The following is a 14,422-nucleotide window of genomic DNA, read 5'->3' as shown; positions in this document are numbered from 1 at the left end:
CGAATGACTAAAGACCAAACCATACCGGCCCGCGAGTTGATCGTTTTCATGGTCGGCGAAATGGAATTCTGCGTGGACATCATCCAGGTGCGCGAAATCCGCGGCTGGACACCGGCCACGCCGGTTCCGCATTCGCCGCCGTTCGTGATCGGGGTGATCAATCTGCGCGGCACTGTGTTGCCGGTGATTGATCTACCGGCCCGGTTGGCCAAGGGCAAGTCTGAACCTTCGGCCCGCCACGCCGTAATCGTGGTGCAGGATCAGGACCGGATGACGGGGCTTCTCGTGGATATGGTGTCGGACATCATTTCAGTTGATGCCGCCTTGATCCATCCGACGCCGGATGTGAGCTCCGCGGTTGCCCGCAGCTTTGTCAGCGGCATTGTCACACTGGAAGGCAGGATGATCAGCCTGCTTTCCTTGCAGGATGTTCTGCCCAGCCATGAACGGAAGGCCGCCTGATGAGCGCAGCTGAAACAACCAATCCGGAGTTTCGTTTTACGCAGACGCATTTCCGCCAGATTGCAAGCACTGTGGAAAAAATCACTGGGAACAACTTTCCCGATTCCAAGCAGACACTGGTCTATTCGCGCCTGGTGAGGCGCCTGCGTGCTCTCAATCTGCAGAACTTCGATGACTATATAAAATTGGTGAATTCGGCGAATGGCCAAAACGAGCTGCACCAGATGGCGGAAGCCCTGACGACAAATGTCACCAAGTTTTTTCGCGAAGATCATCACTTCACCCATTTGAAGAACAAGATTCTTGCATCGCTGGTTGCGCGGGCCAAGGAAGGCGGTCGGGTGCGCATCTGGTCGGCCGGCTGTTCCTCCGGACAGGAGCCCTATTCGATTGCACTGCAAATTCTGCAAGCGCTGCCTGATGCACGTGCGCATAATGTTCGCATTCTTGCCACCGACTTCAACACCAAGGTTTTGAGCATCGCAAAGCGAGGCTGTTATCCCCTGGAAGAGCTTTCTGGTATCCCGGCCGACATGCGTAATGCATGGACCGAGAAACATTCCGAACATTTTGAGATTGATGATGCCGCCAAGAACATGATCGAGTACCGGCCGCTCAATCTCATGGAGAGCTGGCCGATGAAGGGCCCGTTCGATGCGATTTTCTGCCGGAACGTGATGATCTATTTCACACAGGACATCCAGGCCAAGCTGTGGAGCCGCATGGTGGCGCTGCTGCCGACCAATGCGGTGCTATATATCGGCCATTCCGAGCGCATTTCGGGCGATGCCACGAAGCTTCTGGCGTTGGACGGCATTACCACCTACCGCAAAGTGGAGCGCGCTTCCGCATGAGCAAGGTTCGCGTTCTCATCGTTGATGACAGCAAGACGATGCAACTCATCATCCGGCAACATCTGCTGGCGGATTCCGACATTGAGGTTGTGGGAACTGCCGATGGCGCTTTGGTGGCGCGGCAGATGATCAAGCAACTCAACCCTGATGTGATCACCCTTGATGTTGAAATGCCTGACATGAATGGCATCGATTTCCTTGACCGGATCATGAAACTTCGACCCATGCCAGTGGTGATGGTTTCTACTCTCACTGCAAAAGGCGGTGAAGTTGCGATTGAAGCCCTCAGTCTTGGTGCCGTGGACTGCGTTGTGAAGCCTTCCCCTGAGCATCCGGATACCTTTCAGACGCTGGCATTGAGGGTAAAGGCGGCGGCGAGAGCAAGAGTGCAACCGTCTGTTCCGGAAACCGTGTCCAGAGATAGCGCCGTGCATGCGAACCACGCTCCGGATGACAAAATCGTCGCCATTGGTTCCTCCACTGGAGGCGTTGAAGCCATCCAGGCGATCCTGACGAAGCTTCCGGCAAATTGCCCGCCCATCGTCATCACCCAACATATGCCGCCTACTTTTACTCGTACGCTGGCCAACCGGCTGGACCGGATTTGTGCTCCGAGCATTCAAGAGGCTGAGAATGGCGCCATGTTGCGGCCCGGCCATGTCTACATCGCACCCGGAGGCAATCTGCACCTGGAAGTTATTGGCCGCGGCACATTACAATGCCGTCTCGTCGCGGGCGAATTGGTCAATGGCCACTGCCCCTCGGTTGATGTTTTGTTTGGTTCCGTGGCCCGCTTTGCCGGAGCCAAAGCTGTTGGCGTTATTCTCACGGGCATGGGCACTGACGGTGCCGCAGGTCTCCTTAAAATGCGCCAGGCCGGGGCCTCTACCATTGGGCAGAACGAAGCAACCTGTGTTGTTTACGGCATGCCCAAAGCAGCCCATCAAATCGGAGCCGTCCAAATCCAGAAGCCGATCAATTCAATCGCCGCCGAAATCATGGGCATGACGAATGCCCGAGCTCAAGGAGCAGCATAATGCCATTCGCACAGCAATTGAGGGTAATGGTTGCCGATGATACGACGGTCAGCCGGATGCTGATCTGCGACGGACTTTGGTCTTTTGGGATCAAGGATGTCCAGGTCGCGCAGGATGGCGAGCAGGCATTGAAACTGATGATGACATCACCATGCCATCTGGTGATTTCGGATTACAACATGCCGAAGATGGACGGCATCCAGCTTTTGCAAGCACTACGCCAAAATGCGCCGACGAAGAGTGTGGGATTCATTCTGGTGACCGGGCGCGGCGATCGTGCGCTTATTGAATCCGGCAAACGCTTCGGGCTCAATAATTTTCTGCCCAAGCCTTTTACCAATGAAAGCCTGCGCCTTTGCGTGGAGCAGGTGGTAGGCAAGCTTACATGACGGAAAGTCGTATCAATATCGTGCAAGGCGAGTTCGCCGTGAGCGAAGATCCGGGCGCGGTGATTTCCACCTTGCTGGGCAGTTGCGTTTCCGTTTGCATGTTTGACACCAAACGCGCGGTGGGCGGAATGAATCATTTTTTGCTGCCCGGCGATAATGACGGGACGGGCGGTATCGTGCAGCGGCACGGTGTCTATCTCATGGAGCTTCTGATTAACGGCCTGCTTAAAAAAGGCGTGGACAAGCGGGACCTCAACGCCAAGATTTTTGGTGGCGCCAACACCGTGGCCGGCATCGTTGAACAAATTGGCGAAAAGAATATCCAATTTGCCAAGCGCTTCCTGCAAGCTGAGGGCATCCCCATCGTAGGCGAAAGTGTCGGCGGAAATTCTGGCCGACGCATTCAGTTCTGGCCGTCGAGCGGCCGCGCAAGGCAGGCCTTTATCGCAGCGCCTGCTGATGAGATGAAAATTCAAAAGGCATTGGCGGCAACGCCAGTGGGAGGCGACGTTGAGCTTTTCTGACAATAGCGCGAAAGCCGATAGCGTTTCGCTGCGGCTGGCGATCAGCCGTGTGGCTGAAGTGCAAGGCGCGCTGGCGCTCTCGGCAGGACGTATTGAAAACGCCGTTTCGTTGCTGGTGTCGTCGCTGGGGCCAGAGCAAAAGACTTTTCCAGATTTGCAGGAACTGGATCTGGCGCGTCAGTCGCTGGAAAATCTGGGGCGGTTGCTCACCACTTTGGCAGAGCATGTGCCGGAGCACGTGAATGTGCCGACGTCACGTGTCAAAGACAGCATGAATTTGGGCGCCCTTATCGGCTCAATCCTGCAAGGCACTGTGGTCGAAGAGAAGCAGGCCGCAGACAGCGAAGTGCATCTCTTCGATTTCGGTTAGACTCTGCCGGTCACACGCGTTTCATGCGCAATTGTTCACTGGCGGGCTGGTTGAGCGTCACACCATTGCGACCGTTGCGCTTGCTTTGATAAAGCGCGTGATCCGCCAATTTCATCAAGTCATCCAGTGTTGAATTGCCATCGCTAGATACCGTCACGCCGATGCTCGACGTGACATTCAAGACCTGATCTTCGAAAAGAATGGGCAATGAAATGGCGCTGGCCAGCCGTCCGGCCAGAAGCCTTGCTGACTTTCCGGCATTGGCACTGGATTGCAGCACAACGAATTCATCACCGCCGATGCGCGCGACCGTGTCAGTCTCGCGGGTGGCGGATTTCAACCTTTTGGCTACTTCAAGCAGCACCGCGTCGCCGGCCTTGTGGCCATGCTTGTCATTGATCGGCTTGAAGTGGTCGAGATCAAGATAGTGAACGGCGAAGCTTTCGCCGCGTTTGGCGCGCGCACATGCCTGTTCAAAGCGGTCCATCAGCAAGCGGCGGTTGGCCAGACCTGTCAAAGGATCGGTCAGTGCCAAGTCGGCCACCAAGGCCTGATGCCGACGATTTTCCGTGACATCCATATAGCTGGTGACGAAGCCACCCGCCTTGAGCGGAACGCCGCGCACTTCCACCACATTTCCATTTGGGCGGGTGCGCTCGTAATGATGCGCTTCATGTTTTGCGGCGAGCGCCATTTTCTCGGCGATTATTTCCTCGGTATTGCAATCGCCATATTCCCCCCGTTCGGCGTTGAAGCGGAACAGATCTGACAACGTGAGATTATTATTCTCGAACAGGGCTTCGGGATAATCCTGCAGACTGCGCTGATAGTCGTTGCAGATGAGCACATTCAGGTCCTTGTCAGTCAACAAGATGCCGCCCGGGAAGTTGTTGATCACTTCCTCCAGCAGTGCAATGCGCTGGCGCAATGCGGTGTTTTCGGCGTGCAAATCCGGCTCGCCAAGGTTTTCGACCAATTTCAATCGGACGGACATGGTTGAAGTTTCCTGTCTTCACTGATGTGAAAAGACATTCAAGCCTTCATCCCTTATTAGGTACTTAATTTCGCCGGGACGCAGTTGGAGATGGTTTCCCGCCGGTTAACTTGCTGGGGAACCTAAAGGTTGGCTGACGGAAGGAGCGCGAAGCTCAACAGAGCGCAATCCACCAAAGTCAGGATGGAAACAACCATCAACGGAATCAGCGTGCGGGCCCTGGCATTGAAGCGCAAAGCGTGGGCAGCAGGTGATTTGCTTTGATGCGAAGCGCGCCAAACGGCAATGCCCGTGGAAAAATCCTGGGCGGCGGCAATGGCCGCATAGTCTTGATCAATCATGCTTATTACTCACACACAAACGATATGGATGCTGCAGTTATACGCCGACAAGCTTTCGTGAAGCTGGGGCAGATTGCTAATAAATTCCTAATGGCGACTGGTATGATTTCCGCACCCTCCTTTAGAGTTGTGGAAAGGGTGCCCAAAAGGTCTTGCTGGCAATGATTTGCTCTGACGGCATAAAGTTCCTGCCTTGGGCTGGCGAAATGGGGCATTTATTTGGAAAAAACATTTTCCATCTTTTTACAGTTAGTTAGACCTTGCGTTTCTGAACAAACTGGCACGTTTTGGGACGTTTCTGGAGCTCGTTAACCAATGGTTTACCATGTTGGCCACATCCTGCCCTCACTTGGACATGATTTCCAAGGCCACAGGGGTAAAAATGATAGTTGTTGTTGATCACCGTTCCGAAGTGGCCGAGGCCTATAAGACAACCATAGGTCGTGAGGGCTATTCCGCCATTTCATTTGACCCGGATGATTTCATCTCCTGGTTCCAGACCTGCCCGGACATTGATCTGGCTTCGGTTGAAGGTATCGTGCTGGGAGAGTTCGACTCCCGCGAGAGCATGACCCGCTCGATCAAGAGCCGCAGCCAGGTTCCAGCCATCGCGCTGAGCGATGCTGCCGCCCTTGAAACCACCCTGAAGCTTTTCCAGGCCGGCGCTGACGACGTGGTGCGCAAGCCCGTTCACGCCAAGGAAATCATTGCCCGCCTCGGCGCTATCCGCCGCCGCATCCAGCAAGACCAAATCAGCCAGGAACAATCGGCTCTTTGGGGTGAAGATGGCCTGACCATTTATGGCGATGGCCGCGACCCGCAAGTGAACGGCGCCAATCTTGATTTGCCGCGCCGCGAACGCCGCATTCTCGATTATCTTGCCATCAACAAGGGCCGCCGCCTGACGCGCGCACAAATCTTCGCCGCCATCTACGGTGTTCTCGAAGAGAACGTCGAAGAATGTGTGGTGGAAAGCCATATCTCGAAGCTGCGCAAGAAGCTGCGCCAGCATCTGGGTTATGATCCGATCGATACGCAGCGTTTCCTCGGCTACCAGCTGGTGGGCCGGGTGGCCGTGGCCGCCTAAACTTTTCGAAATTCGAATGCAGAGCAGGGAGCAGAAATGCTCCCTTCTTTTTTGCTATTGCTTGGGCGGCGGCTGCAAGGCCAAAGCTATCGTGGAGAAGGCATCAGTAAAAGTACCATCGCCCGGGGTTTGCATCAGCGTGGTGTAAAGCTTTGGCACGATGTTCAATGCGCGGTCCAGATCAGGATCCTTGCCCGGCGTGTAGCCGCCCAGTGCGCGCAAGTCGCGCGAATCTTCATAGCGATGCACCAGTTTGCGCAGTTCCGAAGCGGTTTTGGCTTGTTCCGGCGTGTGGGCCTTCTGCTGAAGACGCGAGATCGATTGCAGCAAATCCATCGCGGGGAAGCGGCCTTGGCCACCGATCCGGCGATCGAGAATGATATGGCCGTCCAGCGTACCGCGCACGGCATCTGCAATTGGCTCATTGTGATTGTCGCCTTCCACGAGCACCGAGAAAATGCCGGTGATGGTGCCGGAACCATGCAAGCCAGGGCCGGAGCGTTCGAGAATCTGCGGGATCGCCGAGAAAACCGATGGCGGAAAACCACGCGAGACGGGTGGTTCACCACCGGCGAGGGCAAGTTCGCGCAATGCCTGGGCATAACGCGTGAGGCTGTCCATCATCAGCAGGACATTCTGACCTTCATCGCGGTACCATTCGGCCAGAGACGTTGCGAGAAGTGCGGCGCGTTTGCGCATTGATGCTGATTCATCACCGGTCGCAATGATGACAATGGATTTCTGCAGCGTATCGCCCAGCACTTCATGGATGAATTCGGTGACTTCACGGCCGCGTTCGCCGACCAGTGCGATGATGGCGACATCAAATCCGGGGGAGGCGGCCAGCATGCCCATCAGCGTGGATTTGCCTACGCCGGAGCCAGCAAAGATACCCATGCGCTGGCCGTAACAAATAGGCGTGAACACATCGACGGCCTTCACACCGGTTACCAGCTTTCTGGTGATCGGCGCGCGGTCCACTGCGGCGACAGGTTTACCTGCATAGGAAATGCGGCGGGGGCCCAAAGGCAAGGGGCCCTTGCCATCCAAAGGTTCTGCAATCGCGTTGATCAGGCGGCCCTTCCATTCATTGGTCGGGAAGAAGCGCGGCTTGCCGATGGCACGCACCGTGTCGCCCAGATAAATCTGCGCATCGGCATCGAGCGGCTTGGCGATGATCTGGTCCTGATCGACGAAAACCACTTCGGCGGTGAAGTCGCCAGCCTTGCCCTTGATCGAAACGAAATCTTCAAGGCCCGTCACATGCGACAGACCGGTGGCGATGAGCCCCTTGGGACCAATCGACGTGAGCTTGCCTTCTATGGAGACCAGCGAATCCGCGGCTTTCATCTCGGCGAAGAAATCTTCAATTTTGACGGCGTTGATGGCCAAGGCGATTTACCTGAAAGGAGGCAGCGTCAGATCAGCGGGCTGATCCAAGAGTTTCAATGGCCGATTTCTGCACGTCGCTGGCCTTCTCGGACAGCGAGCTGATGGCTTCAAAGGCGCGGGTGATCTGGATCAGGCTAGTCATCGCAGTGGCGGCGTTGACATTGGAGTCCTCGACGTAACCCTGGATTACGCCATTGGTGTTGAAATCTGTAAGGACGGCAGCAGGCTTGGTTGGCGTGAAGGCTGCGCCTTGGGCACGCTGAAAGCCGCCGCTGAAATCCACATCATAAAGAGCAACCTGCGCCTTCTTGACGCCAGCCTGCATGATCGAACCATCGGGACCGATGGCGATATCAGGGTGATTGGGATCAAGAGCCACGGCAGAGCCTTGGGCATCAACCAGTGCATCGCCATTGCCATTGATCAGGCGGCCATCGCTGGCCAGCGTGAGCCGGCCATCACGCGAATAAGTGACATTGCCATTGGCATCCTGATAACCGAAAAAGCCATCGCCTTTGACGGCGATATCGAGCGGGTTCTTGGTCATGGTCAGGCCGCCGACCGAACGGTCAATATGCGAGCCGCCGGGAAGAGCGAATTTGGTGATTGATGGGCCAGTTGCAGAACTGACCGCCTTGAAATCCAACACTTCGGCGCGGTAGCCCGATGTGTTGGCATTGGCGATGTTCTGCGCCAGCGTGGCCATGCGCCGTTCCAGCGACAACTGGCCTGAAAGTGCGACGTAGGTGCTGGTATCCATCAGAAGCTATAGCGCTTGTAGGATTGCAGGGAGAGCAGGGTGCTCTGGCTGACACCTGTGGCCGTGGTGTCACCGGACAGGATGGACACCGCTGGATTGGATGCCGCAGATGTATTGTTCGTCATGTCATAAACCGCAAGATAGCGCTTCACGAAGTTGTCGAGCTTCTTGGGGTCTTTCATGTCATCAAGGTTGAACTTGGCGCTGATGAACTTGGCCTGCTGGTCGATATCGATGTTCGACATGGCTGCCGGAAGACCCAGCGTGGTCTGCACCATCTGATACAGCGCCTTGTTGCCCATGATGCCGTAAATACTGGTGACGCTGTTGATGTTATCCTTGAAATACATCGCGATTTTCAGGCTGGGATCCTGCTGGCCGGCAGAGTCTTCCAGCAAAGCCTGCTTGTATTTATCCACGGTGGTGGTTTTCAGCGTTTCGGATGATGTGGTGGCGGTGCCATTGGCAGCGAAATTGAAAGCGGTGACGAAAGCCTTGAAGCGCGGGTCTGACAGCTTCATGGCGAAGGTGTCGCTGGTGGCCACGCCGTCTTTCAGGGCCTTTTTGAGGAAGGCCTTGGCATAGGTCATGTCATCCAGGCCGTAAGCCTTCATGGCGAAATTGAAAATGCGGGTATTGCCGACAAAATCGTCAACCGTCTTGATGGTACCGATATTGGCCTGGAAGTAGGCGATGTCGCGTGCCGCCTGCGGCTGCTTGGCCAGATTGGTCAGCGTCCGGTCCGTATTGGCGGTCATCATTGTGTAGTTGGAAATGAGGCTCATCGTTCCACCATCGTATCACGTGGCGGAAAGCTTAAGCACAGCAACTTGCCGGTGCCTTACCAAAGCCTGAAGCCAAAGGTTAAAAGCCTGGCGCAAGTTTAGGATTCTAGGTTTCACCGGGAAGGGTGAACTCCATGAATTTTATACTCGGTATTGTGATTCTCTTTGGCTGCCTGTTGGGTGGTTTCACGATGATGGGCGGCCATGTTTTCGTTTTGTGGCAGCCATATGAATATGTGGTCATTCTGGGTGCTGCAGTCGGCACCTTCATGATTGGCAACACGATGAAGATCGTGAAAGAGGCCGGCAAGGCCATGGTGGAAGCCATCACGGAATCGATGCCGAAGCCGAAGGATTACGTTGACGTTCTCGCCCTTCTGTTCGTGCTGCTGCGCGAGCTCAAGGCCAAGACCAAATCCGAAATGGAAGCGCATATCGATGCGCCCGGTGAATCGGACATTTTCAAAGCCTACCCAACCGTCTTGAAGAACACCGAGCTGGTGACCTTCATCTGCGATTATTGCCGCCTGGTTCTGATTGGCAGTGCCCGCCCGCACGAAATTGAATCGCTGATGGAAGAAGAAATTGACACCATCATGCGCGACAAGCTGAAGGTTTACCAAGCCGTCACCACCATGTCTGACGCGCTGCCTGCTCTGGGCATCGTGGCTGCCGTTCTTGGCGTTATTCACGCCATGGGCGCCATTGACCAGCCGCCGGAAATCCTGGGCGAGCTGATCGGTTCAGCCCTCGTCGGCACATTCGCAGGCATTCTTTTCTCTTACGGCGTGTTCGGGCCTATCTCGGCCAAGATCAAGACCGTGCGTGAAAAGAAAGTACGCATTTACATGATCGTGAAGCAGACCATTATTGCCTTCATGAACGGTTCGATGCCGCAAGTGGCGGTGGAACATGGCCGCAAGGCTGTGTCTGCCTATGAACGCCCGACTGCCAACGAACTCGAACAGGCCACCATCGAAGCGGCTTCCAAGAAGGCCGCGTAAAGTTTCGACTTGAACTGATTGGACTGAAGAACGCGAATGTCTGTTGCTAAGCCACTGACCGCCGACATGATCAGGGCCCGGGCCAAAGCCCAGGCCCAGGCGGTCGGCCTTGCGGCTTACGAACTGTTCTTCAAGGCGCTGGCCAAGAATTTCGCCAATGAGTTGCAGGGCTTCAATGCAGCGCCGGTGAAATGCTCGGTCGCTGGGGTATCGGTGGAAAGCCTGCCAGCGTCACGCCAGTCAGGCAATCTTTTCCGGTTTTCTTCGCCCAGGGGCTTGCTGCGCGTATGGAGCGACGCTGACCGGGCTTTTGACTATCTGCTGGCCGAGCTTTGCCTGGGCGGCACCGGCACTGCCAATTTGGAAAGTGAAGAACAACGGCCACTTTCGAAGTTCGAGCGCCGCTTGCGCGACACGGTCTTGAAAACGCTGGTCTTCACCATTCCTGCCGCAACGGAAACTGCGCATAACGTTGTCCTGGTGGAGGCCGAGCCGGAGACTGAAGATCAGAAGCTGATCGAGCCCAAAGTCGAGGCTTGTATTGCGCTTCGCTTGCTCGTCAACGTTTTCACGCTGGCCGGTGAAATTACCCTTTATATCAATAGCGAAGAACTCTCCAGGACGCTCAATGTTGTGGCGGTAGACGCGGATATTGATGACCAGCGCACACTGAAGACGCTGGAAAATTGCCCATTTGAACTCACGGTGTTCCTGAAGCCGCAGATGTTCCCGCTGGCCAAAGTGCTGGCAATGAAGCCCGGCGAAGTTTTTCCACTTTCGATCAACATGGCTTCGCCTGTGTCAGTGTTCTTTGAAAGCAAGCATATTTCTGAAGGCCGCCTTGATGTGGCCGGTGATGGCATCAACGTTTCGCTTGAGCCGCATGACAATCCTGATTTCAACCCTCCTTCCCCTCTTTTGTAAGTTGATTGAGCCATGACACCCGAACTTGATCAGATCGAAACTCAAAATGCCGGGCAGGAGCCTTTCGCGGCCGCATCGCCGATGGGCATGGACGCACCTGCAGGTTTGGGAATGGTAGAAGCTTCTGTCGGGCAGGCTTCGGCGGCAACGCCGTTTACCGGCATGGCCGCTTCTTTCGCCAAGGTTCCGGTGACGGTGCAGGTGATGCTGGGTACGGCGCGCATTCCGCTTTCCGAATTGTTGTCGCTCAAGGCGGGCTCATTGCTGGGGCTTGACCAGAAATTGGGCGAGCCCGTTACCGTGATCGTCAATGGCTGCAAGGTGGCTACGGGTGAGCTGTTCGTGCTGGAAGGCGAAGACGAAAAGCTTGCCGTGAAGATCAAGGAAGTCGTTTCCAGCCCGGCAGGCATGTAACGATGGATACGCAACGCATGCTGGCGCCGCTGGGCGACGCGCTGGATTTCGGTGGCAGCGGGACTTACCGCACGCAGGCCGAGAAGGTCGCCATTCTTCTTGCTTCACTGGAAAATACCATCGCGGTTGACCTGCTCAAGCAATTTGCACCGGAAGATGTGAAGCAGATCGTTGCGTCCTCAGGCAATCTGGGCACGCTGAAAAACGGCGATGTCGCGCCGCTGATTGACGAATTCACCGCGCAATTTGCCGAGGCGCTGGGTATTTCTGCAGGCTCCAAGGAAATCATCTCGCTGCTGGAATCGGCCTTCCCCGCCAGCCAACTTGCCAAAATGATGGGCAAGGAAGTTATCGAAGAAGGTGAAAAGGTCTGGCCCAAGTTCAAGACTGGTGCCGAAGAAAACCTGGTGCCCTATCTCCTTGATGAAGGTGAGCAGACGGTTGCACTCGTGCTTTCGAAATTGGCGCCTGACCTTGCGGCGAAATGCATTGCGCTTCTGCCGCGTGGTGTTTCCAAGAATGTGGTTTCGCGCATGCTGGGGCTGAATGATGCCACGCCATTGGCAGTGAAGGCGCTGGAAGAAGTGCTTGCTGAGGATTTCTTCACCAAGGCCGGCACGACCGACCGCGGGCCCAAGATCGACAAGATGGCCGCCGTGGTCAACAAGCTGGACCGCGAGCAATCCACCAATCTGCTGGAAGATCTGGGACAGACCAATCCGGATGATACCAAGCTTCTGCGCCGGCTGATTTTCATGTTCGAAGACGTGGAACGCCTGACCCCGAAGGACCGCACCAAGCTGATGGACAAGGTGCCAGCCGAGCTGGTGATCCCTGCTTTGTTCAGTGCCAGCGACGCGTTGAAAGAAGGTATCCTGTCTTCTCTCAGCGCGCGCGGACGCCGCATGGTGGAAAGCGAATTGCAAGGCGATACGTCTCAGCCGCGCAAGGATACCGCCCCGGCCCGCCGCAAGATTGCTGACATGGCCGCCCAGATGGTGCGCAATGGAGACATTGTGCCGCCGGTCTATAATCCACTGGCGGAAGCTGATGAAGAAGCGGCCAAGGCCGCCGCCACTGAAGGCGCTGCACCCGCGGCTGACGCATCGCAATGAGCGATGCGGCAGACCACGAAAGTAAAACAGAAGAACCCTCCCAAAAACGCATCCAGGACACGATCGAGAAGGGCAATGTGCCGTTCTCGAAAGAAGTTGTTACCTTCATCTCGCTCGGTGGCGCATTGCTGGCCATTTCCCTTACAGGTGCCGCCTCCACGCGGCGGCTTTTTGAAATCCTCTATGGCAGTTTCGATCACCTGGAAGATATTTCCTTCGAAAACGGTGCTGATGCAGCGCAGATTCTGAGCCGGTATTTCCAAGGCGTGTTTCTGGTGCTGCTGCCCTTCGTGGCGGTGATTGCCATTGGCGGCATTATCGGGTCCATCGGGCAGAACGTGCCGAGCATTGCCGGCGATCGTTTGATGCCGAAGCTGGAGCGGATTTCTCCGGCGGCTAATTTCAAGCGCATCTTCGGCAGTCAGGGCCTGATGGAATTTGCCAAGTCGGTGGCCAAGATCACCGTCGTGTGCCTGCTGCTCTACCGCGTGTTTAAGGGCAGTTTCAATGAACTGGCGGGCAGCCTGGCGGGTGACATTGGGCACCTGCCACAGCGCATCATGGACTTCACGCTGGCGATGCTGGCGCCGGTTTGCGTGTTTGCTTTTCTGCTGGCGATTTTCGACACGGTGATCACGCGGATGCGTTGGTACCGCAACTTGCGCATGACGCGGCAGGAACTGAAGGACGAGTTCAAACAATCGGAAGGCGATCAGCAACTCAAGGAACGCATCAAGCATATCGGCCGCTCACGCGTGCGAAAGCGCATGATGGCCGAACTGCCGAAGGCCACCGTCGTCGTCGTCAACCCAACCCACTATGCGGTTGCCATGCGCTATGTGCCGTCTGAAGGCGGCGCTCCCCTGGTGCTGGCCAAGGGTGTTGACAGCCTGGCGCTGAAGATCAGGAAATATTGCGAGGACAACAATATTTCCGTCATCGAAGACAAGACACTGGCCCGCGCGCTGCACAAATCCTGCGAAGTGGGCACAATGATTCCGCCGGAATTCTACAAGGCGGTGGCCGAGATCATCCACTTCATTGAAATGAAAAAGCGCATGCCGCGCCGCGCTGCTTAACAATCTATTAACGCACACAACTTTCCGTTTGGAACAGTTTGGAGCAAGCCGCTCCTGCTAGTTTGATCGCAGTTGGTATGAGGCCGCTGTGAACATTTTTTCCGTTTTGTCGCGTCATGTGGATTGGTTGGGCCAGCGTTATCAGGTGGCGGCGAACAACGTTGCACATTCGGACAGCCCCGGCTTCCGCTCCAAAGAAATCAGCGGCTTTCAAAGCACCCTCGACAGCATGGGTGGAATGGAACTGACCCGCACTTCGGCTGCGCATATGTCGGTCTCCGGCGATGATAGCACCATGCCCACTTACGAAACCGCATTCCAGAACAACACCGACGTGTCGCATTCCGGCAATGACGTGGTGATCGAAAAGGAAATGTCCACCATTGGCGACACCTCGCGGATGCTCGCCTTTGATACGGGGATCGAGCGCATGTTCCAGCGCATGTATATGAGCAGCGTGAAGGCTTAAAAATCATGAGTGATCCGATTGCAGCCGCAGGTGCCACCGCGTTTTCCGGACTTTATGCGCAATCGCTGCGCATGAAGGTGATCGCGGAAAACATCGCCAATGCCGAATCCACTGGCCGCACGCCAGGCGCTGATCCCTACCGTCGCAAGATGGTGAGCTTCTCGGAAGTGTTCGACCAGACAAAGGACGCAGCGACGATTACTGCCGATGTGAGCGGCGTGGACCAGACACCATTCCGCACCGAACATATGCCGGGCAGCCCGGCCGCCGACAAAGACGGCAATGTGAAGATGCCCAATGTGAACATGACGGTCGAAATGACCGACATGAAGCAGGCACTTCGTTCCTATGAAGCCAATTTGCAAGTGATCAAGCAGGGCCGCGAAATGGCGGCCAGCCTGGTTGACCTGTTGAAGGGATAA

The 14,422-nt window shown here is 55.8% G+C and carries 19 protein-coding genes; 14 read left to right on the top strand and 5 right to left on the bottom strand.

The window, feature by feature from the left end; all coding sequences use genetic code 11:
• The first annotated feature begins 3 nt into the window (after positions 1-3).
• From F8B91_RS12870 to F8B91_RS12845, 6 genes are read left to right on the top strand one after another with little or no spacing between them, the layout of a single operon-like run.
• Positions 4-462 carry a chemotaxis protein CheW gene (locus tag F8B91_RS12870; RefSeq protein ID WP_196504250.1) on the top strand — a complete coding sequence of 153 codons (459 nt, stop codon included), beginning with the start codon at positions 4-6 and terminating at the stop codon, positions 460-462.
• Positions 462-1,316, top strand: coding sequence for a CheR family methyltransferase (locus tag F8B91_RS12865; RefSeq protein WP_196504249.1), 855 nt, complete (start codon positions 462-464; stop codon positions 1,314-1,316). Before F8B91_RS12870 ends, F8B91_RS12865 begins: the two co-directional genes overlap by 1 nt.
• Positions 1,313-2,353 carry a protein-glutamate methylesterase/protein-glutamine glutaminase gene (locus F8B91_RS12860; RefSeq protein WP_196504248.1) on the top strand — a complete coding sequence of 347 codons (1,041 nt, stop codon included), beginning with the start codon at positions 1,313-1,315 and terminating at the stop codon, positions 2,351-2,353. The genes F8B91_RS12865 and F8B91_RS12860 overlap by 4 nt, the downstream gene beginning before the upstream one ends.
• A complete protein-coding gene (locus tag F8B91_RS12855) occupies positions 2,353-2,742 on the top strand; it encodes a response regulator (protein ID WP_196504246.1) in 390 nt (129 codons plus the stop codon). Before F8B91_RS12860 ends, F8B91_RS12855 begins: the two co-directional genes overlap by 1 nt.
• Positions 2,739-3,266 carry a chemotaxis protein CheD gene (locus tag F8B91_RS12850; RefSeq protein WP_196504241.1) on the top strand — a complete coding sequence of 176 codons (528 nt, stop codon included), beginning with the start codon at positions 2,739-2,741 and terminating at the stop codon, positions 3,264-3,266. The genes F8B91_RS12855 and F8B91_RS12850 overlap by 4 nt, the downstream gene beginning before the upstream one ends.
• Positions 3,253-3,636 carry a hypothetical protein gene (locus F8B91_RS12845; protein ID WP_196504240.1) on the top strand — a complete coding sequence of 128 codons (384 nt, stop codon included), beginning with the start codon at positions 3,253-3,255 and terminating at the stop codon, positions 3,634-3,636. Before F8B91_RS12850 ends, F8B91_RS12845 begins: the two co-directional genes overlap by 14 nt.
• 10 nt (positions 3,637-3,646) lie before the next feature.
• Here the strand turns inward: F8B91_RS12845 and F8B91_RS12840 are convergent, their stop codons facing one another.
• Together F8B91_RS12840 and F8B91_RS12835 are read right to left on the bottom strand one after the other, a co-directional pair.
• Entirely contained in the window at positions 3,647-4,630 is a 984-nt protein-coding gene (locus F8B91_RS12840; protein WP_196504239.1) for a diguanylate cyclase domain-containing protein, read from the bottom strand.
• Between the two features lie 122 nt (positions 4,631-4,752).
• On the bottom strand, positions 4,753-4,971 hold the full coding sequence (locus tag F8B91_RS12835; protein WP_196504235.1) for a hypothetical protein: 219 nt from the start codon (positions 4,969-4,971) through the stop codon (positions 4,753-4,755).
• Positions 4,972-5,353: 382 nt separating this feature from the next.
• On the opposite strand from F8B91_RS12835, the gene F8B91_RS12830 reads away from it, so the two are divergent.
• The gene (locus tag F8B91_RS12830; protein WP_196504233.1) at positions 5,354-6,058 is read left to right on the top strand and encodes a response regulator transcription factor; all 705 of its coding nucleotides are present in this window, start codon (positions 5,354-5,356) and stop codon (positions 6,056-6,058) included.
• A 54-nt stretch (positions 6,059-6,112) separates the two neighbouring features.
• On the opposite strand, the gene F8B91_RS12825 is transcribed toward F8B91_RS12830, so the two are convergent.
• From F8B91_RS12825 to F8B91_RS12815, 3 genes are read right to left on the bottom strand one after another with little or no spacing between them, the layout of a single operon-like run.
• The gene (locus F8B91_RS12825) at positions 6,113-7,450 is read right to left on the bottom strand and encodes a FliI/YscN family ATPase (RefSeq protein ID WP_196504232.1); all 1,338 of its coding nucleotides are present in this window, start codon (positions 7,448-7,450) and stop codon (positions 6,113-6,115) included.
• A 31-nt stretch (positions 7,451-7,481) separates the two neighbouring features.
• Complete coding sequence (locus F8B91_RS12820) at positions 7,482-8,210, bottom strand: flagellar hook-basal body complex protein (protein ID WP_196504230.1); 729 nt, start codon at positions 8,208-8,210, stop codon at positions 7,482-7,484.
• Positions 8,210-8,995 (bottom strand): DUF1217 domain-containing protein, encoded by a 786-nt coding sequence (locus tag F8B91_RS12815; RefSeq protein ID WP_196504229.1) that lies wholly within the window; start codon positions 8,993-8,995, stop codon positions 8,210-8,212. Before F8B91_RS12815 ends, F8B91_RS12820 begins: the two co-directional genes overlap by 1 nt.
• A gap of 134 nt (positions 8,996-9,129) precedes the next feature.
• Here F8B91_RS12815 and motA point away from each other — a divergent pair, with 134 nt between their 5' ends.
• From motA to flgC, 7 genes are all read left to right on the top strand, one after another.
• On the top strand, positions 9,130-9,999 hold the full coding sequence (gene motA, locus F8B91_RS12810; protein WP_196504228.1) for a flagellar motor stator protein MotA: 870 nt from the start codon (positions 9,130-9,132) through the stop codon (positions 9,997-9,999).
• 36 nt (positions 10,000-10,035) lie between these two features.
• Entirely contained in the window at positions 10,036-10,923 is an 888-nt protein-coding gene (locus F8B91_RS12805) for a FliM/FliN family flagellar motor C-terminal domain-containing protein (RefSeq protein ID WP_196504222.1), read from the top strand.
• A 12-nt stretch (positions 10,924-10,935) separates the two neighbouring features.
• Positions 10,936-11,337, top strand: coding sequence for a FliM/FliN family flagellar motor switch protein (locus F8B91_RS12800; RefSeq protein WP_196504221.1), 402 nt, complete (start codon positions 10,936-10,938; stop codon positions 11,335-11,337).
• Positions 11,338-11,339: 2 nt separating this feature from the next.
• A complete protein-coding gene (locus F8B91_RS12795; protein ID WP_196504220.1) occupies positions 11,340-12,452 on the top strand; it encodes a FliG C-terminal domain-containing protein in 1,113 nt (370 codons plus the stop codon).
• Positions 12,449-13,531, top strand: a complete 1,083-nt coding sequence (gene flhB / locus F8B91_RS12790; protein ID WP_196504219.1) for a flagellar biosynthesis protein FlhB — start codon at positions 12,449-12,451, stop codon at positions 13,529-13,531. The genes F8B91_RS12795 and flhB overlap by 4 nt, the downstream gene beginning before the upstream one ends.
• Positions 13,532-13,619: 88 nt before the next feature.
• The gene (locus F8B91_RS12785) at positions 13,620-14,000 is read left to right on the top strand and encodes a hypothetical protein (protein WP_196504218.1); all 381 of its coding nucleotides are present in this window, start codon (positions 13,620-13,622) and stop codon (positions 13,998-14,000) included.
• 5 nt (positions 14,001-14,005) lie between these two features.
• Entirely contained in the window at positions 14,006-14,422 is a 417-nt protein-coding gene (gene flgC, locus F8B91_RS12780) for a flagellar basal body rod protein FlgC (protein ID WP_196504217.1), read from the top strand.

It is taken from the genome of Aestuariivirga litoralis, assembly GCF_015714715.1.
In the GTDB taxonomy this organism is placed as follows: domain Bacteria; phylum Pseudomonadota; class Alphaproteobacteria; order Rhizobiales; family Aestuariivirgaceae; genus Aestuariivirga; species Aestuariivirga litoralis_A.
This window is presented reverse-complemented; position numbering and strand designations above follow the sequence as displayed.

Bases quoted from the DNA above. Each gene is read 5' to 3' on its own strand.
- F8B91_RS12870 (WP_196504250.1), top strand. From the start codon at position 4: ATGACTAAAGACCAAACCATACCGGCCCGCGAGTTGATCGTTTTCATG.
- F8B91_RS12865 (WP_196504249.1), top strand. From the start codon at position 462: ATGAGCGCAGCTGAAACAACCAATCCGGAGTTTCGTTTTACGCAGACG.
- F8B91_RS12860 (WP_196504248.1), top strand. From the start codon at position 1,313: ATGAGCAAGGTTCGCGTTCTCATCGTTGATGACAGCAAGACGATGCAA.
- F8B91_RS12855 (WP_196504246.1), top strand. From the start codon at position 2,353: ATGCCATTCGCACAGCAATTGAGGGTAATGGTTGCCGATGATACGACG.
- F8B91_RS12850 (WP_196504241.1), top strand. From the start codon at position 2,739: ATGACGGAAAGTCGTATCAATATCGTGCAAGGCGAGTTCGCCGTGAGC.
- F8B91_RS12840 (WP_196504239.1), bottom strand. From the start codon at position 4,630: ATGTCCGTCCGATTGAAATTGGTCGAAAACCTTGGCGAGCCGGATTTG.
- F8B91_RS12835 (WP_196504235.1), bottom strand. From the start codon at position 4,971: ATGATTGATCAAGACTATGCGGCCATTGCCGCCGCCCAGGATTTTTCC.
- F8B91_RS12830 (WP_196504233.1), top strand. From the start codon at position 5,354: ATGATAGTTGTTGTTGATCACCGTTCCGAAGTGGCCGAGGCCTATAAG.
- F8B91_RS12820 (WP_196504230.1), bottom strand. From the start codon at position 8,210: ATGGATACCAGCACCTACGTCGCACTTTCAGGCCAGTTGTCGCTGGAA.
- F8B91_RS12815 (WP_196504229.1), bottom strand. From the start codon at position 8,995: ATGAGCCTCATTTCCAACTACACAATGATGACCGCCAATACGGACCGG.
- motA (WP_196504228.1), top strand. From the start codon at position 9,130: ATGAATTTTATACTCGGTATTGTGATTCTCTTTGGCTGCCTGTTGGGT.
- F8B91_RS12805 (WP_196504222.1), top strand. From the start codon at position 10,036: ATGTCTGTTGCTAAGCCACTGACCGCCGACATGATCAGGGCCCGGGCC.
- F8B91_RS12800 (WP_196504221.1), top strand. From the start codon at position 10,936: ATGACACCCGAACTTGATCAGATCGAAACTCAAAATGCCGGGCAGGAG.
- F8B91_RS12795 (WP_196504220.1), top strand. From the start codon at position 11,340: ATGGATACGCAACGCATGCTGGCGCCGCTGGGCGACGCGCTGGATTTC.
- flhB (WP_196504219.1), top strand. From the start codon at position 12,449: ATGAGCGATGCGGCAGACCACGAAAGTAAAACAGAAGAACCCTCCCAA.
- flgC (WP_196504217.1), top strand. From the start codon at position 14,006: ATGAGTGATCCGATTGCAGCCGCAGGTGCCACCGCGTTTTCCGGACTT.